Raw genomic sequence first — 21,417 nt, forward strand, 5'->3', positions numbered from 1 at the left:
GGCCGGCAGCGTGCCGGCCTGAGGCGGAGCGTCCCGCTCCCCGAAGATCCGGAGGGTCCGATGGCTGATGTCGTCCTCGTCCTGCTCGCACTGGCGTTCTTCGCCCTGTGCGGCCTGCTGGTGCGGGGGGTCGAGCGGCTGTGAGCGCCTCCGACGTCGTCGGGCTCGTCGTGGCCGTGGTCCTGGTCGGCTACCTCGTCGTGGCGCTGGTCGCACCGGAGCGGTTCTGAGATGGGCGAGACGTTCTCCTTCGTCCTGACCACCGGCTCGCTGGTCGCCGTCCTCGCGCTCGTGCACCGGCCGCTCGGCGACTACATGGCTGCGGTCTACTCCTCGCCGAGGCACCTGCGCGCCGAGCGCGCGGTCTACCGGCTGGTGGGCGTCGACGCCGACACCGAGCAGCGGTGGCCGGTCTACCTGCGCGCGGTGCTGGCCTTCTCGGCGGTCAGCGTCCTGGCGCTGTACGCGCTGCAGCGGGTGCAGGACCGCCTGCCGCTCTCGCTCGGGTTCGCGCCCATCGCCCCGGACCAGGCCTTCGACACGGCCGCGTCGTTCGTCACGAACACCAACTGGCAGTCGTACTCGGGCGAGGCCGCGATGGGCCACCTGACCCAGATGGCCGGTCTGGCAGTGCAGAACTTCGTCTCCGCCGCCGTCGGCATGGCCGTCGCCGTCGCGCTCGTGCGCGGCTTCGCCCGCTCGCGCACCGACCGGCTCGGCAACTTCTGGGTCGACCTGACCCGCACCTGCCTGCGCATCCTGCTGCCGCTCGCGCTGCTCGCCGCGGTCGTGCTGCTCGCCTGCGGCGTGGTGCAGGACCTGCACGGGTTCACCGAGGCGCACACGCTCGCAGGCGGCACCCAGAGCATCCCCGGTGGTCCGGTCGCCTCGCAGGAGGCCATCAAGGAGCTCGGGACCAACGGCGGCGGCTTCTACAACGCCAACTCGGCGCACCCCTTCGAGAACCCGAGCGCCTTCAGCAACTGGTTCGAGGTCCTGCTGCTCCTGGTGATCCCCTTCAGCCTGCCCCGCACCTTCGGCCGCCTCGTGGGTGACGTGCGGCAGGGGTACGCGGTGCTCGCCACCATGGGTGTCATCTGGCTCGCCGCGGTCGGGGCGATGTACGCGGTGGAGGCCGCGCACCACGGAACGGTGCCGACCGCGGTCGGCGCCAGCACGGAGGGCAAGGAGACCCGCTTCGGCGTCGGTGCGTCCTCGCTGTTCGCGGTGTCGACGACCATGACCTCGACGGGCGCGGTGAACTCCTTCCACGACTCGTTCACCTCGCTCGGCGGCGGCATCACCCTCGTCGACATGCAGCTCGGCGAGATCACGCCCGGGGGCACGGGATCGGGCCTCTACGGGATCCTCGTGCTGGCCGTCGTCGCGGTGTTCCTCGCCGGCCTGATGGTCGGACGGACGCCGGAGTACCTCGGCAAGAAGCTGGCGCCCCGCGAGATGAAGCTCGCCTCGCTCTACATCCTCGTGACGCCGGCGACGGTGCTCGTCGGCACTGCGGTGGCACTGGCGTTCCGCACGCCGCGCTCCTCCATCCTCAACCCGGGGGCGCACGGCCTCTCGGAGGTGCTCTACGCCTTCACCTCCGCCGCCAACAACAACGGCAGCGCCTTCGCCGGCATCAGCGTCAACACGCACTTCTACAACACGGCGCTGGGCATCGCGATGCTCGTCGGCAGGTTCGTGCCGATCGTGCTCGTGCTGGCCCTGGCCGGGTCGCTGGCCCGGCAGGTGCCGGTGCCGGCGAGCTCAGGAACCCTGCCGACGCACCGGGGGCTGTTCGTCGTGCTGCTGGGCGGCACCATCGTGGTCGTCACGGGCCTGACCTACCTGCCGGCGCTCTCGCTCGGCCCGCTCGCAGAAGGGCTCCACCGATGACCACGACCCTGCTCGACCCTGCCCTGCTCGTCCGCTCGTCCCCGGACGCCGTGCGCAAGCTCGATCCGCGGGTGATGGCCCGCAACCCCGTCATGCTCGTCGTCGAGGTCGGCTCGGTCCTCACCTCCGCCCTCGCCGTCTGGCACCCGAGCGTCTTCGCCTGGGTGATCACCGCGTGGCTCTGGCTGACCGTGCTGTTCGCCAACCTGGCGGAGGCCGTCGCCGAGGGGCGCGGCAAGGCCCAGGCCGACACGCTGCGCCGGGCTCGCACCTCCACGACGGCCCGCCGGCTGCTTCCCGGCGGCGGCGAGGAGGAGGTGCCCGGCACCGGACTCCGGGTCGGCGATCTCGTGGTCGTCGAGGCGGGGCAGGTGGTGCCCGGTGACGGCGACGTCGTCGACGGCGTCGCGAGCGTCGACGAGTCGGCGATCACCGGGGAGTCGGCTCCCGTGGTGCGGGAGTCCGGCGGCGACCGGTCAGCCGTGACCGGCGGCACGCGCGTGCTCTCCGACCGCATCGTCGTGCGCATCACCAGCAAGCCCGGTGAGACCTTCCTCGACCGCATGATCGCGCTGGTCGAGGGCGCTGCGCGGCAGAAGACGCCCAACGAGGTCGCGCTCGACATCCTGCTCGCGAGCCTCACGCTCGTGTTCCTCCTGGCGGTCGTGACGTTGCAGCCGCTGGCCGCCTACTCGCAGGCGAAGCAGTCGCTCGTGGTCCTGGTCGCGCTCCTGGTCTGCCTCATCCCGACGACCATCGGCGCGCTGCTCTCGGCCATCGGCATCGCCGGCATGGACCGGCTGGTGCAGCGCAACGTGCTGGCGACCTCAGGGCGGGCGGTCGAGGCGGCCGGTGACGTGAGCACCCTGCTGCTCGACAAGACAGGGACCATCACCCACGGCAACCGGCGGGCCAGCGAGTTCGTCGCCGCCCCGGGTGTCGAGCCCCACCGCCTCGCCGACGCCGCGCAGCTCGCCAGCCTCGCGGACGAGACGCCGGAGGGCCGCTCGGTCGTCGCGCTCGCCCAGGAGGCGTACGCGTTGCGCGAGGACCAGGCCGGCGGACTACCCGGCGCGCACGTGATCCCCTTCACCGCCCAGACCCGCATGTCCGGCATCGACCTCGACGACGGGCGCGGCGGTCTGCGCGAGGTGCGCAAGGGTGCGGCCTCCGCCGTCGTCCGCTGGGTCCTCGACCGCGGCGGTCGTGTGCCGGCCGAGGTGGAGGCCTCGGTCGACCGCATCTCGGGCCGCGGCGGGACGCCGCTCGTGGTCGCCGAGGCTGACGCCGACGGGGCCCGCGTGCTGGGCGTCATCCACCTGAAGGACGTCGTCAAGGACGGCCTGCGCGAGCGCTTCGCGGAGCTCCGCGCCATGGGCATCCGCACGGTCATGGTCACGGGCGACAACCCGCTGACGGCTGCGGCGATCGCCGCAGAGGCGGGGGTCGACGACTTCCTCGCCGAGGCCACGCCCGAGGAGAAGCTGGCGCTGATCCGGCGCGAGCAGTCCGGCGGCCGGCTCGTCGCCATGACCGGCGACGGGACCAACGACGCACCGGCGCTCGCCCAGGCCGACGTCGGCGTGGCCATGGGCTCCGGGACCTCGGCCGCCAAGGAGGCCGGCAACATGGTCGACCTCGACTCGGACCCGACCAAGCTCATCGACATCGTCGGCATCGGCAAGCAGCTGCTGATCACCCGCGGCGCCCTGACGACGTTCTCGTTGGCCAACGACATCGCGAAGTACTTCGCCATCCTGCCCGCGATGTTCGCCAGCAGGTTCCCGGGGCTCGACCGCCTCAACGTCATGCACCTGCACAGCTCGCAGTCCGCGATCACGTCCGCAGTGGTCTTCAACGCCCTCGTGATCGTGGCGCTGATCCCGCTCGCCCTGCGCGGCGTCCGATACCGGCCGGCATCGGCGTCAGCGCTGCTGCAGCGCAACCTGCTCGTCTTCGGGGTGGGCGGCGTCGTCGCACCCTTCGCCGGCATCAAGCTCCTCGACCTGCTCGTCCAGCACCTTCCCGGGATCGCGTGACCACCTATGACCACGACAACCTCTCAGACCACTACACGTCCGGTGCCCACCACCGAGGGGCGCACGCCGCCGGCCCGCGCCTCGTGGGCGCCCCAGGCGCTCGCCGCCCTCCGGGCCCTGGCCCTCCTGACCGTCGTGCTCGGCATCGCGTACCCGCTGCTGGTCACCGGCATCGCGAAGGTCGCTCTCCCCGGCCGTGCGGACGGCTCTCTGCTCACCCGTGACGGGACCGTCGTCGGCTCCAGCCTGCTCGGTCAGTCCTTCTCCGACCCGCAGGGGAAGCCGCTGCCGCAGTGGTTCCAGCCCCGTCCCTCAGCCGCGGGCGACGGCTACGACGCCGCGAGCAGCTCGGCCTCCAACCTCGGCCCGGAGAACCCCGACCTGCTCCGGGCGGTGGAGGAGCGGCGCGCCGCCGCCGCAGCGGCCGACGGGACCGCGCCCGCAGACGTACCCCCCGACGCCTTGACCGCGAGCGGCTCCGGCCTCGACCCCGACATCAGCCCCGAGTACGCCCGCCAGCAGGTGGCCCGCGTCGCGCGGGCACGCGGCCTGGACCCGGCGGTGGTGCGCCGGCTGGTCGACGCCCACGTGACGGGCCGGACGCTCGGGTTCCTCGGCGAGCCGCACGTCCGGGTGCTCGAGCTCAACCTGGCGCTGGCCCGCCTGCGGTGAGGACGGCCGGCGCGCAGGGCACGATGGGCTGCATGGCACGCGGTCACCTGCGCATCTACCTGGGCGCCGCGCCGGGGGTGGGCAAGACCTACGCCATGCTCGACGAGGCGCAGCGCCGGCTCGCGCGCGGGGGCGCGGTGGTCGTGGGCGTCGTCGAGACCCACGACCGGGCCCACACGGCCGCCCTGCTCGAGGGCCTTCCGGTCGTGCCGATGCGCCGGGTCGAGCGCCGGGGCATCGTGCTGCGCGAGATGGACCTCGACGGGGTGCTCGAGCGACGGCCCGAGCTGGTCCTGGTCGACGAGCTGGCGCACACCAACGCACCGGGGTCGCGGCACGAGAAGCGCTGGCAGGACGTCGAGGAGCTGCTCGCCGCCGGCATCGACGTCCTCTCGACCGTCAACGTGCAGCACCTGGAGTCGCTCAACGACGTGGTGCAGAAGATCACTGGCGTGCCGCAGCGCGAGACGGTCCCGGACGCGGTGGTGCGCCGGGCCGACCAGGTGCAGCTGGTCGACTCCACCCCGGAGGCGCTGCGCCGGCGCCTCGCGCACGGCAACGTCTACCCGCCCGAGCGCGTCGACGCCGCCCTCTCGAACTACTTCCGCCCCTCCAACCTCACGGCGCTGCGCGAGCTCGCGCTTCTGTGGCTGGCCGACAAGGTCGACGACGGGCTCCAGGAGCTGCGGCTCGACCTCGGCGTCACCGACACCTGGGAGACCCGCGAGCGGGTGCTCGTCGCCCTGACCGGCGGGCCGGGCGGCGACACGCTGCTGCGGCGGGCGGCGCGCATCGCCGACCGCGCCAGGGGCGCGGAGCTGCTCGCCGCCTACGTCGCCCGCTCCGACGGCCTGGCGGCCGGCTCCCCCGACTCCCTCGCGCGGCAGCGGGCCCTGGTCGAGTCGCTCGGCGGGACCTACCACGTGCTGGTCGGCGACGACGTCGCCGACGCCCTGCTGCACTTCGCCCGGGCCGAGAACGTCACGCAGCTCGTGCTCGGCACCAGCCGGCGCTCGCGCCTGCGCCGGACCCTCGGCCGCGAGTCGGTGAGCGCGAGCGTCCTGCGCAGCTCCGGCGACATCGACGTGCACGTGGTCACCCACGAGGAGGCCGCGGGCAGCCGGCAGCTGCCCCACCCGTCGAGCGGGGTCGCCCGGCGCCGGCGGGTGTGGGGGCTGGTGCTCGCGGTCGTGCTCCCCGTGCTGGTCACCGCTGCCCTGACCCGTACGCGCAGCTCGGTCAACCTCACCAGCGAGGCGCTGCTGCTGCTGCTGGCAGTGGTCGCTGCGGCGCTCGTCGGGGGAGCGGTGCCGGCCGCCGTCAGCGCCCTGCTCGCCGCCTCTCTGCTCAACTGGTACTTCACCCCGCCGTTGCACACCTTCACGATCGGCGAGCGCAACAACGTGCTGGCCGTGCTGGTCTTCCTCGTCGTGGGCGCCGCCGTCAGCGCGGTCGTCGACGTGGCTGCGCGGCGCACGAGCCAGGCGGCGCGCGCGTCCGCGGAGGCGGCGGTGCTGTCCGCGGTCGCCGGCAGCGTGCTGCGGGGCGAGAGCGCGCTCCCGGCGCTGCTCGACCGGCTGCGCGACACCTTCGCGGTGTCGTCGGTCGCCCTGCTGGAGCGCGCGGGCCCGCTGGAGCCGTGGTCGTCGGTGGCCAGCAGCGGACCCGACCCGGCCCGCTCGCCCGACGAGGGCGAGGTGCTGGTGCCCGCGGGCGACTCGCTGGCGCTGGTCCTGCGCGGACGCCCGCTGCCGGCGGAGGACCGCCGCGTCCTGACCGCGTTCGCCGCGCAGGCGGCCGTCGCGCGCGAACGGAGCCGGCTGGCGAGCGCCGCGCAGGGTGCGGAGACCGTGCGCGAGGCCGACCGGGTGCGTACGGCGCTGCTGGCCGCCGTCGGACACGACCTCCGCACGCCGCTGGCCGCCGCGAAGACGGCGCTGAGCACCCTGCGGGCTCCGGACCTGCACCTCGACGACGAGGACCACGACGAGCTGCTCGCCAGCGCCGAGGAGTCGCTCGACCGGCTCACCCGGCTGGTCAGCAACCTGCTCGACCTCAGCCGGCTGCAGGCCGGCGCCATGAGCGTGCTCCTGCGCGACGTCGCCCTCGACGACGTCGTGCCGCTGGCCCTCGACAGCCTCGGACCCGCTGCTGCGCGGGTGACCTGCGACGTGCCCCCCACCCTGCCGCAGGTGCGCGCCGACGCGGGGCTCCTCGAGCGCGTCGTGGCCAACCTGGTGGCCAACGCGCTGCGCTACTCGCCGCCCGGTGCGGCACCGCACCTGGCGGGCAGCGCGCTCGGCGGCCGCGTGGAGCTGCGCGTCGTCGACCGCGGGCCGGGAGTGCCCACGGCCGAGCGCGAGCGGATCTTCGTCGCCTTCCAGCGCCTGGGCGACACCGACAACACCACGGGCGTCGGGCTGGGGCTGGCGCTGTCGCGCGGGCTGGCCGAGGCGATGGGAGGCACGCTCACCGCTGAGGACACCCCGGGAGGAGGCCTCACCATGGTGCTCGCGCTCGAGGAGGCGACCCGGTCATGACCAGCACGTCGGCACGCGGCACCGCAGCACCGCGCCTGCGCTCCTGGCTGCTCGAGGGTGAGGAGGGCCGGGCCGCCCGGCTGCCCGGCCCGCACGCGAAGCCCGCCCCGGCGCACCGCGCGCAGGCGTGGTGGCGCGTGATGTGCCTGACCGGCGTCGACTACTTCTCGACCCTGGGCTACCAGCCGGGCATCGCGGCCCTGGCGGCGGGCGCGGTCGCACCCGTGGCCACGCTCGTGCTGGTGGCGCTGACGCTGGTCGGGGCACTGCCGGTCTACCGCCGGGTGGCCCGCGAGAGCCCCCACGGCGAGGGCTCGATCGCCATGCTGGAGCGGATCCTGCCGTGGTGGGCGGGCAAGCTGTTCGTGCTGGTGCTGCTGGGCTTCGCCGCGACCGACTTCCTCATCACCATCACGCTCTCGGCGGCCGACGCCTCCGCCCACGCGCTCGAGAACCCCTACGTCCCCGACTGGGCGCACGGGCACCAGGTGCTGCTGACCGCGGTGCTGCTCGCCGCCCTCTCGGCCGTCTTCCTGCGAGGGTTCCGCGAGGCCATCGGCATCGCGGTCGTCCTCGTCACCGCGTACCTCGCCCTGAGCGCCGTCGTCGTGGCGGACTCGCTGCTCGAGGTCGCCCGCCACCCTCAGCTCGTGCGCGACTGGCACGCGCTGCTGGTGAGCGAGCACCCCGACTGGCTCGGCGTGCTGGGCACGGCGCTGGTCGTCTTCCCCAAGCTCGCGCTGGGCCTGTCCGGCTTCGAGACGGGCGTCGCGGTCATGCCGCAGATCGCGGGCGGCTCCGACGACACCCCGGCACGGCCGCTCGGGCGCATCCGCGGCGCCCACCGCCTGCTCACGACCGCGGCGGTGGTCATGAGCGTCTTCCTCGTGCTGTCGAGCTTCACCACCACGGTGCTGATCCCCCCGGCGGAGTTCCGCAGCGGCGGGCAGGCCAGCGGCCGGGCGCTCGCCTACCTCGCGCACGAGCACCTCGGCAGCGCGTTCGGCACCGCCTACGACATCAGCACGATCGCGATCCTGTGGTTCGCCGGCGCCTCGGCCATGGCCGGGCTGCTCAACCTGGTGCCGCGCTACCTGCCGAGGTACGGCATGGCGCCCCGGTGGGCCAAGGCGTTGCGCCCGCTGGTGCTGGTGTTCTCGGCCGTCGCGCTGTTCGTCACCTGGTGGTTCGACGCCAGCGTCGACGCGCAGGGCGGCGCCTACGCCACCGGCGTCCTCGTGCTCATGACCTCGGCGACCGTCGCCGTGGCGCTGTCCGCGCGGCGGCTGCACCAGCGGGGGGCGGCGCTGGGCTTCGCCGCCGTCGCGGCGGTGTTCGCCTACACGACGGCCACCAACGTCGTGGAGCGGCCCGACGGCGTACGCATCGGCGGGTGCTTCATCCTCGCCATCCTCGTCGTGTCGCTGCTCTCACGCGTGCGCCGCGCGTTCGAGCTGCGGGCTGCCAGCGTCAGCTTCGACGCTGCCGCCGAGCGCTACCTGCTCGAGGCCGCGCGCTCCGGCGCGCTGCACGTCGTCGCGAACGAGCCCGGACGCCGCGACGCCCGCGAGTACCGCGAGAAGGCCGACGAGGCGCGCCGTCTGAGCAACCTGCCGCGCTTCGCGCCGCTGGTCTTCCTCGAGGTCACCGTCGACGACGCCTCCGACTTCGAGACCGACCTGCGGGTGCGCGGCGAGGAGCGGTTCGGCCACCGCATCCTCACGGTGCACAGCTCGGTCATCCCGAACACCGTCGCCGAGCTGCTGCTCGCCGTCCGCGACCGCACCGGCACCCTGCCGCAGGTCTACTTCTCCTGGACCGAGGGCAACCCGCTCCTGCACCTGCTGCGCTTCCTCTTCTTCGGCGCCGGCGAGGTCGCCACCGTCACCCGCGAGGTGCTGCGGCAGGCTGAGCCCGACCCGGCGCGCCGGCCGGTCGTGCACGTCGCCTGAGCACCCGGCCGAGAGGAGCCCCGTGACCCGCGTGCTGGTCGTCGACGACGAGCCGCAGCTCGTGCGCTCGCTGCGCATCACGCTGCGGGCCCGCGGGTTCGAGGTGCACACCGCCACCACCGGCGCCGAGGCGCTGGCGGAGGCGGCCCGCGCCCACCCCGACGTCGTCCTGCTCGACCTGGGGCTGCCCGACATGGACGGCGTGGACGTCGTGCGCGGGCTGCGCGGCTGGAGCGACGTGCCGGTCATCGTGCTGTCCGGCCGCAGCGACAGCCTCGACAAGGTGGAGGCGCTCGACGCGGGCGCCGACGACTACGTCACCAAGCCCTTCGACGTCGACGAGCTGCTGGCCCGCACCCGGGCGGTGAGCCGCCGGTCGGCTCCTCCGGAGGCGCGGCCGGTGGTCCGGTTCGGCGAGGTCGTGGTCGACCTCGCCGACCGGCGGGTCACGCGTACCGGCGCCGACGACGAGCCGGTGCGGCTCACGCCGACGGAGTGGCGGCTGCTCGAGGTGCTGGTCCGCCACCCCGGCCGGCTGGTCACCCAGCAGCAGCTGCTCCGCGAGGTGTGGGGGCCCGCCTACGGCGAGGAGACCAACTACCTGCGCCAGTACGTCGCCCAGCTGCGGCGCAAGCTGGAGCCCGGCGCCGACCGGCCGAGGCACCTGCTGACCGAGCCGGGCATGGGCTACCGCTTCCAGCCCTGACGCGCGGCGGCCCGGTCCACCGCTCGCTGCGCCGACGCCCGGTCACGCAGGACGAGCGGGCTCGGAACCCCGTACGGCGCTACGGTTCCCGCCATGGAGCGAGGAGACGACGTGACGGCGTGGGGAGAGCACCTGGCCGCGCTCGACGACGAGCTGGCCCGCCGCGAGGCGGAGGCGCTCACGTCCGGCACGTGGACCCCGCGCGAGCTGGCGGCGCTGGCGAGCGAGCGCGACGCCCTGGCCGAGCAGTGGGACGAGCTCGCGGCGGTGCACGACGCGCGGGCCACCCGGCGCGACGAGGCCGCTCTCGCCCGCGACGTCGAGGCCACCCGGCGGGGACGGCGCCGCGACTCGGGGGCGGGCGCGCACGACCCGGCCGGCGAGCGCTTCCTCGCGGCCCGCGAGCGCGACGCTGCCCTGGTCGAGCGGGAGGGGTCCCGCGCGGAGCGCCAGCACGCCAGCGACGACCGCGGCCGCGGCGCCCGGGCCCGCGAGCGCGCCGCGGCCGACCGCGACCAGGCGGTGCAGCGCGCCGAGGCGGGCGACGCCGAGGTCTCGGCCCTCCACCAGGCGCTCGAGACCAGCCGGCAGGTCGGCATGGCCCGGGGGATGCTCATGGAGCGGCACGGCGTCGACGGCGACGGCGCCTTCCGACTGCTCGCCGCGCTCGCCCGGCAGGCGGCCAGCACGGTGCCGGAGGCCGCGGCGGTGCTCGTCGCCGCGGCCGGCGCACGCGGTGCGGGTGCCGGTCAGCCGGCGGACGCGCCCGGCGGGTAGGCGGGCGTCACGATCACGTCACGAGGGGTGCCCTGCCGTCGGTCCCCCCGATAGCGTCGTCGCCGTGCGCCCGCCGTCCCCGCTGTGGCTCTCGGCGGCGCTCCGCCTGCCGGGCAGCGGCGTCTGGGGCCTCCTGGTCGTCGCGGCGTTCACCGTGCTCTCGGCCGCCGCCGCGTCCGAGCCGCTGTTCGCCGAGGCCGGTCGCAACGCGGCCATGCGCTCGGCGCTCGAGGCCGTGCCGCCCGGGGCCCGGGCCGCGGACGCGCCGGTCGTGCGCGTGGTGGGCGGCGGCGGCACGCGCAGGAGCACCGACGACCTCGCCGAGCGCCTGCGCCGCATCCCGGGCCTGACGCCGCCGCACACCACCGCTGTGTCGGTCGCCGCCGAGCTGCGAGGGCGGGACTCCGGCTACACCTTCGCCGTCGAGGCCGGCGGCCGCTCGGTCGCCTCGCGGGTCGTCGGCATCGAGGACCCGGGCACCCACCTGGTGGCGGCCGGGGCGTCGAGCGGCGCGGTACCTGCCGCCGGCGTCTGGCTGCCCGCCGACGTCGCCTCGCAGCTGGGCGTACGGCCGGGGTCCCTCGTCTCGCTGGTGCTCCGCGCCCGCCACCTCAGCGCCGCGACGGCGACCGCGACGGTGGCCGGCACCTACCGCACCGGGGCCGACGGGCGCCGCCCCGCCGACCGGCCGGGCGCCGACTACTGGGCGCTGCTGCGCGGCGCGCTGCCGTCCGACGTGCAGTTCGCCAGCGACACCGCCCACCTGGTCGTCGCCGACACGGCGACCGCCCGGGCCGTCTCCGACCAGACCGGCGACGAGCTGCTGTGGCTGGTGGACGCGGCCCTGCGCGCGGACAACGACACGCTGGCCGGCGTCGGGCGCACGGCGGCCGGGGTCGAGGCGCTGCGCGCCCAGGTCGTCGACCAGGACGCGCTCCCGTCCGACCTCTCCCCCGTCTCCCCCTCGGTCGTCTCGGGCATCGCGATCGTGCACGGCGCCGCGCAGGAGGTCGCCGACGCCACCGAGCACCGCGCCGGCACCCTGTCGAGCGCCGCCGTCGCGCTCGGCGTCGCCGCGGTCGCCGCGGTCGCGGTGCTGGGGCTGCGGCGCAGGCGCACCGAGCAGCGGCTGGCGACGGGGCTCGGGCTGCGCCCTGCCTTCCAGGCGGCCCTGGCTGGGATCGAGCACCTGCCGGCCGCAGTGCTCGGCGTCGCCGCCGGGGTGCCGCTGGCGTACGCGGTGATCCGGGCCGTCGGCCCGCCCGGCCGGATCCCGGGGACGACGGTCCACCAGGCCGCCGTGCGCGGCGCGGTCACCGCGGGCGCAGGCCTCGTGGTCGTCGTGGCGGTCGCGCTGGTGGCGGCGCTGGTGGTCGTGCGGCCGAGCGCGGGCACCGTGCGCCGCCGGGTGCCGTGGGAGGCGCTGACCGTGGTGGCGGCGGCCACGGCGTCCGCCGGGCTGCTCACCGCCTCGCCCGAGGGCGCCAGCTCGAGCGGGCTCTCGCTGCTGGTGCCGCTGCTCGTGACCGCGGCCGTCGGGGCGGTGGGCGGCCGGGTCGTCACCTGGTCGACGGCCCAGCTGCTGCGGCGCCGCAGCGCCACTTCTTCCGGGCGCCGGGCGTCCTGGGCGGGCTGGCTCGCCCTGCGCCGCCTCGCGGCACCGGGCGCGGAGCGGGCGGGCGTCGTCGCCGTGCTGTCCTCGGGCCTCGGTCTGCTGCTCTTCGCGCTGTGCGCGGCGACCTCCACGACGGCCACGACCGGGGACCGCGTGGCGGTCACCTCGGGCGCCCGGGCGACCGCCGACATCGAGGACTCCTCCGCCCTCGACCCGTCACCGCCGCGTCGGCCGACCGGGCGCGCGGCGCAGGAGGCGGTGCCGCCGGCCGAGGAGCTCGCGCAGGTGCACCCACCGCCCGTCGCGCCGTGGCAGACCGTGGTCTGGCGCACGCGTGTCGGCATCGGCGGCTCGTCCGGCAACATCGAGGTGCTCGCCGTCGACCCCGACCGCTTCGCCGCGGTCGCGAGCTGGGGCACCGGCTCGGAGCTCGCCGCGGCGCGCCGGCTGATGGCCCCGCTCGCCACCGGCGACCGCGAGGCGCTGCGGCTGCTGGCCGCCGGGCAGACGCCGGTGACGGTGCCCGTCGTCGCCGTCAACTACCCCGGCATGCGCACCGGTTCGCGCGTCTCGGTGCAGACCCTGGCGACCGACGTGCCGGTGCAGGTCGTCGGCACCGCCCGCGCCTTCCCCGGGCTGGGGACGATGCCCATGCTCGTGGCGCCGCAGGCGAGCATGCTCTTCCAGGCCGGACCCGCGGATCCCCGCTACGCCAACGGCGGCACGAGCTCCATGGCCGGCTACTTCGGTGCCTCGCTGTGGTCGTCGCGGGGGGCCGCGGACGTCGACGAGACGCTGCAGGCGCACCACGTCGAGCCGGTGCGTACCTCCTCCGAGCTCGTGGCGCGGCAGCAGCCGCAGCTCGTGGCGGCGGCGCGCGGGCTGGGGTACCTGCGCACGCTCGGCCTGTGCGCCGGGCTGATCGCGCTGCTCGCGTTCGCCATGCACGCCGACCGGTCGGCGGCGCGGGCGCGCGCCACGGAGCTGATGCTGCGCCGCGTCGGGCTCGGCGCGCGCGGCGTGTGGGCCGCCCGGCTGCTCGAGCTGGCGGCCATGGCCGCCGCCGCGGTGCTGCTGGCCGCGGCGGGCTGGGCGCTGGTGGCTCCGATGGCGGCGCGCCTGCTCGACCCGCAGCAGGGGCAGGTCGTGGCCTTCGACTTCGGCCTCGACGCCGGCAGCCTCGCGGCCACCGCCGGCGCGGCGGTGCTGGCCGTCGCCGTGGCTGCCGTGGTGGCGGGTGCGCGGGCGCGCGCCGAGGGGGACGAGCAGGTGCTCCGTGGCGCCGAGTAGCCAGCCGGTCGAGGAGCCCGTCGCCGTGTGCGCGGGCCTGCTGAAGATCTACGTCTCGGCCACCGGCGAGACGCACGCGCTGCGGGGCGTCGACGCGCGCTTCGCCCGCGGCACCGTGACCGCGGTGACCGGGCCGTCGGGCAGCGGCAAGTCGAGCCTGCTGGGCGTCCTCGCCCTCCAGGAGCGCGCGAGCGGCGGCGAGCTCACCGTCCTCGGGCGGCCGGTCGGCGGCCTGTCGGGCCGGGCGGTCACCTCGTTGCGCCGGCGCCACGTCTCCTGGGTGGCCCAGCGGCCCAGCCACTCGCTGTTCCCGCGGCTCACCGCCGCCCAGCAGCTGCGGCAGGTCGCGGGCCTGCGCGGCGACGACCCGCGTACGCCGGTGCAGGCGCTCGACGAGCTCGGGCTGGCGCCGCTGGCGGGCTCGCGCCCGGGCGAGCTGTCCGGCGGCGAGCAGCAGCGGCTGGCTGTGGCCGTCGCCACCTGGGGCGCGCCCGACCTGCTGGTGGCCGACGAGCCGACCGCGGAGCTCGACGACGAGTCGGCGGTCCTGGTGCTCGAGCAGCTGCACCGGGCCGCCGCGGCGGGCAGCGCGGTCGTGCTCTCGACGCACGACGCCCGCGCCGTGGGAGCCGCCGACCGCGTGCTGGCGCTGCGGCACGGGGTGCTCTCGACCGAGCGCGACCGGGGCGGCCGGGTCACCGCGCCGATCGACTCCACGGGCCGGCTCCAGCTGCCCGCCGACGCCCTGGAGCTCTTCCCCGGAGGTCGCGCGCTGGTCGAGCGCGACGGCGACGGCCTGCGCCTGCGCCCGGTGGCGGAGGGCGACCGGTGAGCGCCGCGCCGGTGCTCGTCGTGCGCGCGGTCAGCCACGTGGCGGGCGCGGGGCGCCATGCCGTACCCGTCCTCACCGACGTCAGCGTGGTCGCACACCGCGGCGAGCTGGTCGCCCTCGCCGGACGTTCGGGCTCAGGCAAGACCACGCTGTGCCACTTGGTCGCGGGTGCGATGAGGCCCGGCAGTGGCGAGGTCCTCGTCGAGGGACGCCCGGCCGACAGCATCGACGACTGGGCGGTGCGGGCCTTCCTGCCGCAGCGGCTCGGTCTGGCCGAGGAGCTCACCGTCGAGGAGAACGCCCACCTGCCGGCGCGGCTGCGCGGCGCGACGCCTGACGCCGGCCTCCTGGCGCGGCTGGCGCTCGACGCGATCGCGGCTCAGCCGGCCGTGCAGACCTCACTGGGCGAGCAGCAGCGCACCGGCCTCGCACGGGCGCTCTGCCTCCGTCCGGGGCTGCTCGTCCTCGACGAGCCGACGGGGCACCAGGACGACGCCAACGTCGACCGGGTGCTGGGCGAGCTGCAGCGCGCTGCAGCGACGGGTACGACTGTGCTGGCCGCCACGCACGACCCCCGTGTCATCGCGGTGGCCTCGCGCGTGGTTCGCCTCGAGGGCGGCCGAGTCGACGGCTGACCGGCGCCGTCCGCGGCTCCGCGATCAGCGGTCGGCCACCAGTCCGTCCCAGCGTCGGGCGAGGCCGCGCACGACCTCCGCGTCCTCGCGCAGCCGCTGGATGGTCGGGCCGTGGTCCACGCCCGCCGACTCCCCGATCAGCTGCAGGCCGAGGGCCTGTGAGTTCAGCGCCTTCTCCGCCGACCAGAGCGCGCGCCGGACGGCCTGCGCCTGGTCGTGCTCGAGCTCGGGGACGGTGAACGTGTGGCCGCGTTCGGAGCACTCGACCGTCTGAGGCTCGGCGGCCTGGCGCAACGGCCCCGCGCAGGCTGGGCACTCGCCGACGTACGCCGTGGACTCCATACGGACAGTGTGCCCTCGTTGACGGTTCGCAACCACAGTCTACGGGTAATGTCTACACTGTAGAGCGGCAGTCGGCCGCACCTGCGTCCTCTCCCGCAGCGTCTCCTGGTCGAAGGGCCGCCATGGCACCGTCCGCACGCTTCGCCGTCGGCAGCGAGTACGCCGAGCTGTCGCGCCAGGTGCGCGCAGCCGGCCTGCTCGCCAGGGACCGCGGCTTCTACTGGCGCCGCGCGAGCGGATGCATCGCCGTCTTCGCGGCCTGCTGGGCCGCGTTCGTCCTGCTGGGCAACTCCTGGTTCCAGCTCGCCGTCGCCGCAGTGCTGGCCGCCGTCGTCACCCAGTTCGGCTTCCTCGGCCACGACGGCGCCCACCGGCAGGTCTTCGACTCGCCGCGGTGGAACGAGTGGTCGGCGCGGATCCTCGCCGGTGCGTTCGCCGGACTCAGCTACAGCTGGTGGGCGAGCAAGCACAACCGGCACCACAGCGGCCCGAACCAGCAGGGCAAGGACCCCGACATCGGCCCCGGCGTCCTCGCCTTCACCCCCGCGGTCGCCGCGGGACGCAGCGGCCTGGCCGCCTGGCTGACCCGTCACCAGGGCTGGGCCTTCTTCCCGCTGCTGACCCTCGAGGGGCTGCACCTGCACATCGCGAGCGTGCAGACCCTGGTGCAGCAGAAGGGTGCGCCGCACCGCTGGACCGAGCTCGGGCTCGTCACCGGACGGCTCGCCGCCAACCTCGCGGTCGTGCTCGTCCTGCTCCCCCCGGGCAAGGCCGCGGCGTTCCTGGCCGTGCAGCTCGGCCTCACGGGGGTCTTCCTCGGCGGGTCCTTCGCACCCAACCACAAGGGCATGCCGCTCGTGCCGCGAGACGCGCGCATCGACTTCCTGCGGCGCCAGGTGCTGATGTCGCGCAACGTCGACGGCGGCCGGTTGACCGACTTCGCCATGGGCGGGCTCAACTACCAGATCGAGCACCACCTCTTCCCGAGCATGCCGCGGCGCCACCTGCGCCTGGCCCAGCCGATCGTCCGCCGCTTCTGCGCCGAGCACGGCGTCGCCTACACCCAGACGAGCCTGCTCAGCTCCTACGGGATCGTCGTGCGCTACCTCAACGCGGTCGGCCTGCGGGCGCGCGACCCGTTCACCTGCCCGCTCGTCGCTCTCTACCGCGCCTGACGCCCACAGCGCGCCACCGCATACGTCCCTGCACCACCTCGAGGAGATTCCTATGGATCCGACGATCAGCAGCCGGAGCGAAGGCGGCGTGATCATCGTCGAGGCCACCGGCGAGCTCGACACGCACGCGGCGCCACGCCTTCTCGGGACGCTGCGCGACCTGTCGACCCAGGGTCGGCAGCGCGTCGTCGTCGACCTCACGGGCGTGACGTTCGTGGACTCGGCGGCCCTGGGCGTGCTCATCGGTGCGCGCAAGCGGGCGCGCCTCGGCGACGGGGAGCTCCACCTCGTCGTCACCCACCCCCACGTCCTGCGGCTGCTGCACATGACGGGCCTGCACAAGGTGTTCGACGTGCACGGTACGGTCGACGCGGCCCTGGCAGCGGTGCAGGCCACCGCCGCCGACGCGCCGGCACACCGGTCCGGCGTGTAGGCACTCGGGAACCTCGCCGGAAGGACGTCCGCACCGATGCCCGCACGCCGGAGCACGCTGAGCCGCGAGCAGGTCATGGTCGCCGCGCTCGAGCTGGTCGACGCCGAGGGCCTCGACGCCCTCACGATGCGACGGCTGGGCAGCAGGCTGGGCCGCGACCCCATGACGCTCTACCGCTACGCGCCGAGCCGCGCCGACCTGCTCGACGGCGTCGCCGAGCTGGTGCTGGCGCAGCTCACCATCCCGCAGGCTCCGGCTGACTGGGCCGAGCAGCTGCGGTGCACGGCCCACGACCTGCGCACACTCGCCCTCGCGCACCCGCACGTCGTACCCCTGCTGGTCACCCGCCCGCTGGCCACGCCGCTCGGGCTGCGCCCGCTGGGCACCCTGCGGCCACTCGAGCAGCTGCTCGCGCTGCTCACCGCCTCGGGCTTCAGCCCGGTCCAGGCGCTGCAGGTCTACCGCGCCTACGTCGGCTTCTTGTTCGGGCACCTGCTCACCGAGCTGCAGGAGGTGGTGGCGGACCCCGACGAGACCGACGACCTGCTCCGGCTGGGGCTGCACCGGCTCCCGCCGCGCGAGTTCCCGTTGCTGCGTTCCCTGGCGAGCGAGCTCGCTCGCTACGACGGCGCGGCCGAGCTCGAGCGCGGGCTCGACGTCCTGCTCGTCGGCCTCGCGGCGCTGCGGGGCTGAGCGCGGCCCGAGGAAGAGTCCGCGACTCGCGAGTGGCACACCCCCACGGATGGGCACAGGATGGACGTATCGCCCGTTGCCGGGAGCAGTCGCTGACCGGCCCACCTCGTCCACCTGGAGTTCACGCATGGCGCGCAACACCCTGTCCCGCTCGCTCCACGACGTCGGCCTCGCCGCCTGGTTCGGCGGCACCCTCGCCAACGCCGTCGCCCTGAACCCCGCCGCGGCCGCCGCCGGCAGCGACCGCTCGACCGGAGCTGTCGCCAACGCCGGCTGGGACCGCTGGACCCCGGTCAACGCCGCCGCGATCGGCGCCCACCTCATCGGCAGCGTCGGCCAGCTGGTCGGCAACAAGAGCCGTGTCGCCGGCCAGAGCGGCGTCGCCACCATGTCGGTCGTCAAGACCGGCCTCACGGTCGGCGCCCTCGCCGCCACCGGCTACAGCCGCGTGCTCGGCAAGAAGGTCTCGGACGCCGGGGCGGTGCCCGCCGGCTCGGGAACCGCGCCCGCCGCCGGCACGCCGTCCGAGGTGGCCGACGCCCAGCGCCAGCTCCGCCTGCTGCAGTGGGCCATCCCGGCCCTGACCGGCGCGCTCGTCGTGGTCAGCGCCTTCGCCGGCGAGCAGCAGCGCGAGACCGAGGTCAAGACCGGCGTGCTGAAGCGCTTCACGCCGGGCGCCTGACCCCGTCGCGCCCGCCGGACGGGCGGCCCTGGTCCTCCTGGTCTACTGACCGGGTCGTCCGAGACCAGGAGCCGCCCGTCATGCCGCACCTCCCCCCACGCGTCCTGTTCGGCGCCGCCTACTACGCGGAGTACCAGCCCTACGACCGGCTGGAGACCGACCTCGACCTGATGGCGCAGGCGCGGTTCAGCGTCATCCGGGTCGGCGAGTCGGTGTGGTCGACGTGGGAGCCCGAGGACGGCCGCTTCGAGCTCGAGTGGCTCGCACCCGTGCTGGACGGCGCCCACGCGCGCGGCATCTCCGTCGTCCTCGGCACGCCGACCTACGCCGTCCCACCGTGGCTCGCGCGCCGCTACCCGGAGATCGCGGCGGAGCGGCGCACGGGGCAGCGCATCCCGTGGGGCGCCCGTCAGGAGGTCGACTACACGCACCCGGCCTTCAGGTTCCACGCCGAGCGCGTCGTGCGCCAGGTGGTCGGGCGCTACGCCGGGCACCCGGCAGTCCTCGGCTTCCAGGTCGACAACGAGCCGGGGCTCGAGATCTTCCACAACGAGGGCGTCTTCCAGCGCTTCGTCGACTCCCTGCGGTCTACCTACGGCGACGTCGAGACGCTCAACCGCGAGTGGGGACTCGTCTACTGGTCGCACCGGCTGACGACCTGGGCCGACCTCTGGCGGCCCGACGGCAACGCGCAGCCGCAGTACGACGTGGCCTGGCGCGCGTTCCAGGCCCAGCTCACGACCGAGTTCATCGCCTGGCAGGCGCAGGTCGTGAGGGAGTACGCGCGCGACGACCAGTTCGTGACCACGTGCCTGGCCTACGAGCGGCCGGCGGTCGAGGACGACCGGCTCACGGGCGCCCTCGACGTCACGGCGAGCAACCCCTACTACGAGATGCAGGACTCGCTCGCTCTGCCCGACCGTCGCTCCCCGCGACAGACGTGGACGAGCAGCGGCACCTGGGCGGTCTACCTCAACGCCGACCGCATGTTCTCCTCGCGCCAGGAACCGTTCCTCGTCACCGAGACCAACGCCGGCGGCATCGGCCCGGCGTGGGACAACCGGCCCGCCTACGACGGGCAGTGGCGTCAGGTGGCCTGGGCACTGGTATCACGAGGTGCCCGCATGGTCGAGTACTGGCACTGGCACACCCTGCACTTCGGCGCCGAGACGTGGTGGGGCGGCGTGCTCCCGCACACCGGGCGCCCGGGCCGCACCTACCGCGAGCTGGCGCGGCTGGGCGCCGAGCTCGAGGCCGCCGGCGACCTCGTGGCCGGCCTCGTGCCCGACGCCGACGTGACCCTGGTCTTCTCCATGCCCACCAAGTGGTTCATGCAGCAGCACCCTGCGCTCTCGCACCCTGACGGCGGTCCTGACGAGCGCGCCTACCACGGCCTGTTCGACCCGTTCTACCGCGGCGCGTTCGACGCCGGGCGGCAGGTGCGCGTCGTGCACGTCCGCCAGCTGGTCGGCGGGCCGTCGGCGCTGACGCCCGAGCAGGGAGTCCAGCAGCACCCGGTGCTGGTGGTCCCCGGCCTCTACCTCGCCGACGACGCGACGCTCGACTGGCTGCACGCGTACGCGGTTGCCGGCGGCCACCTCGTCCTCGGTCCGCGCACCGGTTACGGGGACCAGCTCGGCCGGGCGCGCACCGACGTCCAGCCCGCGCGCCTCGCCGAGGCGGCCGGCGTCTGGTACGACGAGTTCACCAACCTGCTCGACGACGTGGCGGTCGTGCCCGGCGAGGGCGACCTCCCGCTCCCCGGCGAGCCGGCCGGCACCCGGTGGGTCGACGGCCTGGTCGCCGAGGACGCCACGGTGCTGGCCCGCTACGACCACCCGCACCTCGGTCGGTGGCCTGCGGTCACGACCCGCGAGGCCGGTCGGGGCCGGATCACCTGCGTCGGCACGGTGCCGAGCCTCGACCTGGCCGCGGCGCTGCTCGCGTGGGCGACGCCCTCGGGCGGTCCGGGCTGGGGAGAGCTGCCGCCCGCGGTCCGGGTGACCGGTGCCACGGCGCCGGACGGGCGGCGCGTGCGCTTCGTGCACAACTGGTCGTGGGTGCCGGCCGAGGTGCGCGTCCCCGTCGTGCTCGACGACGCGCTGGGCGGCGGCGCGCTCGCGGCGGGCGACGTGCTGGCGCTCGGCGCGTGGGACGTCCGGGTCCTGGTCGAGCGGGAGGAGCAGGTCCTCGACGGCGTCACCGGCACGACCTCTGCCGGCCCGGTGTCGCCGAGCTAGCGTTGACCGGGTGAGGCACGAGGACGACGCCGGCGGCTCCGGCGCGAGAAGCACGGAGACCTCTGCCGCCGTCTCCTCGCTCGGCGGCTTCCTGCGCGGTGCCCGTAGCCGGGTCTCGCCCGACGACGTCGGGCTGCCCACGACCGGGCCGCGGCGCGTGCCGGGCCTGCGCCGCGAGGAGGTGGCGCTGCTGGCCGGCGTCAGCGCCGACTACTACGTGCGCTTGGAGCAGGGCCGGGAGCGTACGCCGTCGCCGCAGGTCGTCGACGCCCTCGCCGTCGCGCTCCGCCTCGACCACGACGGCCGCAGCCACCTCTACCGGCTCGCGGGCCTGGCTCCGCGACTGGCCACGAGCGGCCCGGTGCCGGCCGAGCTGGTGGCGCTGGTCGAGGGCTGGCCCGACAACCCGGCGCTGGTCTTCGACCGGTCCAACGACGTGCTCGCCGCCAACCGGCTCGCGCGCGCCCTCTTCGACGAGTTCGCCTTCTCCGGCAACCTCATGGAGATCGTGTTCCTCGACCCGGCCGCGCACGAGTTCTACGACGACTGGCCTGCTGTGGCGGCCAACTCGGCCGCCGGCTTCCGCCTCGGGCACAGCGAGGCCTACGACGACCCCCGCGTGCAGGAGGTGCTCCATGGTCTGCTCGGCCGCAGCGCGGAGTTCCGCGAGCTGTGGCAGGCCAACGACGCCCGGGGCAAGACGCTGGAGAGCAAGACCTTCCGCCATCCCGAGGTCGGACGCCTGACGCTGCACATGCAGGCGTTCGACGTGCGTTCGGGGCCCGGGCTGCAGCTCGTCGTCTACTCGGCAGACCCGGGCACGCCGAGCGCCGAGGCGCTGCGGCTGCTCGGCACCCTGGCGGCGACGCGCGACGTCGAGGCCCGCCGGGGCTGAGGA

At 75.1% G+C, this 21,417-nt stretch carries 18 protein-coding genes; 17 read left to right on the top strand and 1 reads right to left on the bottom strand.

The features are described 5' to 3' along the window. The first annotated feature begins 140 nt into the window (after positions 1-140). The 11 genes from kdpF to CLV35_RS20020 all read left to right on the top strand — a co-directional run bounded on the left by kdpF (position 141) and on the right by CLV35_RS20020 (position 14,954). Positions 141-230 carry a K(+)-transporting ATPase subunit F gene (gene kdpF / locus CLV35_RS09785; RefSeq protein ID WP_121193275.1) on the top strand — a complete coding sequence of 30 codons (90 nt, stop codon included), beginning with the start codon at positions 141-143 and terminating at the stop codon, positions 228-230. Between the two features lies 1 nt (position 231). Continuing rightward, positions 232-1,896, top strand: coding sequence for a potassium-transporting ATPase subunit KdpA (gene kdpA / locus CLV35_RS09790; RefSeq protein WP_121193276.1), 1,665 nt, complete (start codon positions 232-234; stop codon positions 1,894-1,896). Then, positions 1,893-3,935, top strand: a complete 2,043-nt coding sequence (gene kdpB, locus CLV35_RS09795; protein WP_121193277.1) for a potassium-transporting ATPase subunit KdpB — start codon at positions 1,893-1,895, stop codon at positions 3,933-3,935. The genes kdpA and kdpB overlap by 4 nt, the downstream gene beginning before the upstream one ends. Positions 3,936-3,977: 42 nt before the next feature. Then, positions 3,978-4,607 (top strand): potassium-transporting ATPase subunit KdpC, encoded by a 630-nt coding sequence (gene kdpC / locus CLV35_RS09800; protein WP_231121681.1) that lies wholly within the window; start codon positions 3,978-3,980, stop codon positions 4,605-4,607. 32 nt (positions 4,608-4,639) lie between these two features. Beyond that, complete coding sequence (locus CLV35_RS09805) at positions 4,640-7,147, top strand: sensor histidine kinase (protein WP_121193516.1); 2,508 nt, start codon at positions 4,640-4,642, stop codon at positions 7,145-7,147. Continuing rightward, positions 7,144-9,099 (top strand): APC family permease, encoded by a 1,956-nt coding sequence (locus tag CLV35_RS09810; RefSeq protein WP_121193279.1) that lies wholly within the window; start codon positions 7,144-7,146, stop codon positions 9,097-9,099. Before CLV35_RS09805 ends, CLV35_RS09810 begins: the two co-directional genes overlap by 4 nt. A gap of 22 nt (positions 9,100-9,121) precedes the next feature. Further along, positions 9,122-9,805, top strand: coding sequence for a response regulator (locus CLV35_RS09815; protein ID WP_121193280.1), 684 nt, complete (start codon positions 9,122-9,124; stop codon positions 9,803-9,805). Positions 9,806-9,898: 93 nt separating this feature from the next. Next, on the top strand, positions 9,899-10,582 hold the full coding sequence (locus CLV35_RS20015) for an ANTAR domain-containing protein (RefSeq protein ID WP_183061895.1): 684 nt from the start codon (positions 9,899-9,901) through the stop codon (positions 10,580-10,582). A 64-nt stretch (positions 10,583-10,646) separates the two neighbouring features. Then, on the top strand, positions 10,647-13,487 hold the full coding sequence (locus CLV35_RS09825; RefSeq protein ID WP_121193281.1) for a hypothetical protein: 2,841 nt from the start codon (positions 10,647-10,649) through the stop codon (positions 13,485-13,487). Beyond that, entirely contained in the window at positions 13,474-14,319 is an 846-nt protein-coding gene (locus CLV35_RS09830) for an ABC transporter ATP-binding protein (protein WP_183061896.1), read from the top strand. The genes CLV35_RS09825 and CLV35_RS09830 overlap by 14 nt, the downstream gene beginning before the upstream one ends. Beyond that, the gene (locus CLV35_RS20020; RefSeq protein WP_183061897.1) at positions 14,316-14,954 is read left to right on the top strand and encodes an ABC transporter ATP-binding protein; all 639 of its coding nucleotides are present in this window, start codon (positions 14,316-14,318) and stop codon (positions 14,952-14,954) included. The genes CLV35_RS09830 and CLV35_RS20020 overlap by 4 nt, the downstream gene beginning before the upstream one ends. A 24-nt stretch (positions 14,955-14,978) precedes the next feature. On the opposite strand, the gene CLV35_RS09840 is transcribed toward CLV35_RS20020, so the two are convergent. Further along, entirely contained in the window at positions 14,979-15,296 is a 318-nt protein-coding gene (locus CLV35_RS09840) for a hypothetical protein (RefSeq protein ID WP_121193283.1), read from the bottom strand. A gap of 122 nt (positions 15,297-15,418) precedes the next feature. Here CLV35_RS09840 and CLV35_RS09845 point away from each other — a divergent pair, with 122 nt between their 5' ends. The 6 genes from CLV35_RS09845 to CLV35_RS09870 all read left to right on the top strand — a co-directional run bounded on the left by CLV35_RS09845 (position 15,419) and on the right by CLV35_RS09870 (position 21,414). Beyond that, positions 15,419-16,471 (top strand): fatty acid desaturase family protein, encoded by a 1,053-nt coding sequence (locus tag CLV35_RS09845; protein WP_121193284.1) that lies wholly within the window; start codon positions 15,419-15,421, stop codon positions 16,469-16,471. A 52-nt stretch (positions 16,472-16,523) separates the two neighbouring features. Then, positions 16,524-16,904 carry an STAS domain-containing protein gene (locus tag CLV35_RS09850; protein WP_121193285.1) on the top strand — a complete coding sequence of 127 codons (381 nt, stop codon included), beginning with the start codon at positions 16,524-16,526 and terminating at the stop codon, positions 16,902-16,904. A gap of 36 nt (positions 16,905-16,940) precedes the next feature. After that, positions 16,941-17,597: a TetR/AcrR family transcriptional regulator C-terminal domain-containing protein gene (locus CLV35_RS09855; protein WP_121193286.1), complete on the top strand. Its 657-nt coding sequence runs from the start codon at positions 16,941-16,943 to the stop codon at positions 17,595-17,597. A 127-nt stretch (positions 17,598-17,724) separates the two neighbouring features. Continuing rightward, on the top strand, positions 17,725-18,279 hold the full coding sequence (locus CLV35_RS09860) for a hypothetical protein (protein ID WP_121193287.1): 555 nt from the start codon (positions 17,725-17,727) through the stop codon (positions 18,277-18,279). A gap of 80 nt (positions 18,280-18,359) precedes the next feature. After that, the gene (locus CLV35_RS09865) at positions 18,360-20,519 is read left to right on the top strand and encodes a beta-galactosidase (RefSeq protein WP_121193288.1); all 2,160 of its coding nucleotides are present in this window, start codon (positions 18,360-18,362) and stop codon (positions 20,517-20,519) included. A gap of 91 nt (positions 20,520-20,610) precedes the next feature. Next, on the top strand, positions 20,611-21,414 hold the full coding sequence (locus CLV35_RS09870; protein ID WP_407938203.1) for a helix-turn-helix domain-containing protein: 804 nt from the start codon (positions 20,611-20,613) through the stop codon (positions 21,412-21,414). Positions 21,415-21,417: the final 3 nt, after the last annotated feature.

Source organism: Motilibacter peucedani, assembly GCF_003634695.1.
Classification (GTDB): domain Bacteria; phylum Actinomycetota; class Actinomycetes; order Motilibacterales; family Motilibacteraceae; genus Motilibacter; species Motilibacter peucedani.

Bases quoted from the DNA above. Each gene is read 5' to 3' on its own strand.
- CLV35_RS09810 (WP_121193279.1), top strand. From the start codon at position 7,144: ATGACCAGCACGTCGGCACGCGGCACCGCAGCACCGCGCCTGCGCTCC.
- CLV35_RS09850 (WP_121193285.1), top strand. From the start codon at position 16,524: ATGGATCCGACGATCAGCAGCCGGAGCGAAGGCGGCGTGATCATCGTC.
- CLV35_RS09855 (WP_121193286.1), top strand. From the start codon at position 16,941: ATGCCCGCACGCCGGAGCACGCTGAGCCGCGAGCAGGTCATGGTCGCC.
- CLV35_RS09845 (WP_121193284.1), top strand. From the start codon at position 15,419: ATGGCACCGTCCGCACGCTTCGCCGTCGGCAGCGAGTACGCCGAGCTG.
- CLV35_RS09840 (WP_121193283.1), bottom strand. From the start codon at position 15,296: ATGGAGTCCACGGCGTACGTCGGCGAGTGCCCAGCCTGCGCGGGGCCG.
- CLV35_RS09865 (WP_121193288.1), top strand. From the start codon at position 18,360: ATGCCGCACCTCCCCCCACGCGTCCTGTTCGGCGCCGCCTACTACGCG.
- kdpA (WP_121193276.1), top strand. From the start codon at position 232: ATGGGCGAGACGTTCTCCTTCGTCCTGACCACCGGCTCGCTGGTCGCC.
- CLV35_RS20015 (WP_183061895.1), top strand. From the start codon at position 9,899: ATGGAGCGAGGAGACGACGTGACGGCGTGGGGAGAGCACCTGGCCGCG.
- kdpB (WP_121193277.1), top strand. From the start codon at position 1,893: ATGACCACGACCCTGCTCGACCCTGCCCTGCTCGTCCGCTCGTCCCCG.
- CLV35_RS09860 (WP_121193287.1), top strand. From the start codon at position 17,725: ATGGCGCGCAACACCCTGTCCCGCTCGCTCCACGACGTCGGCCTCGCC.
- CLV35_RS09805 (WP_121193516.1), top strand. From the start codon at position 4,640: ATGGCACGCGGTCACCTGCGCATCTACCTGGGCGCCGCGCCGGGGGTG.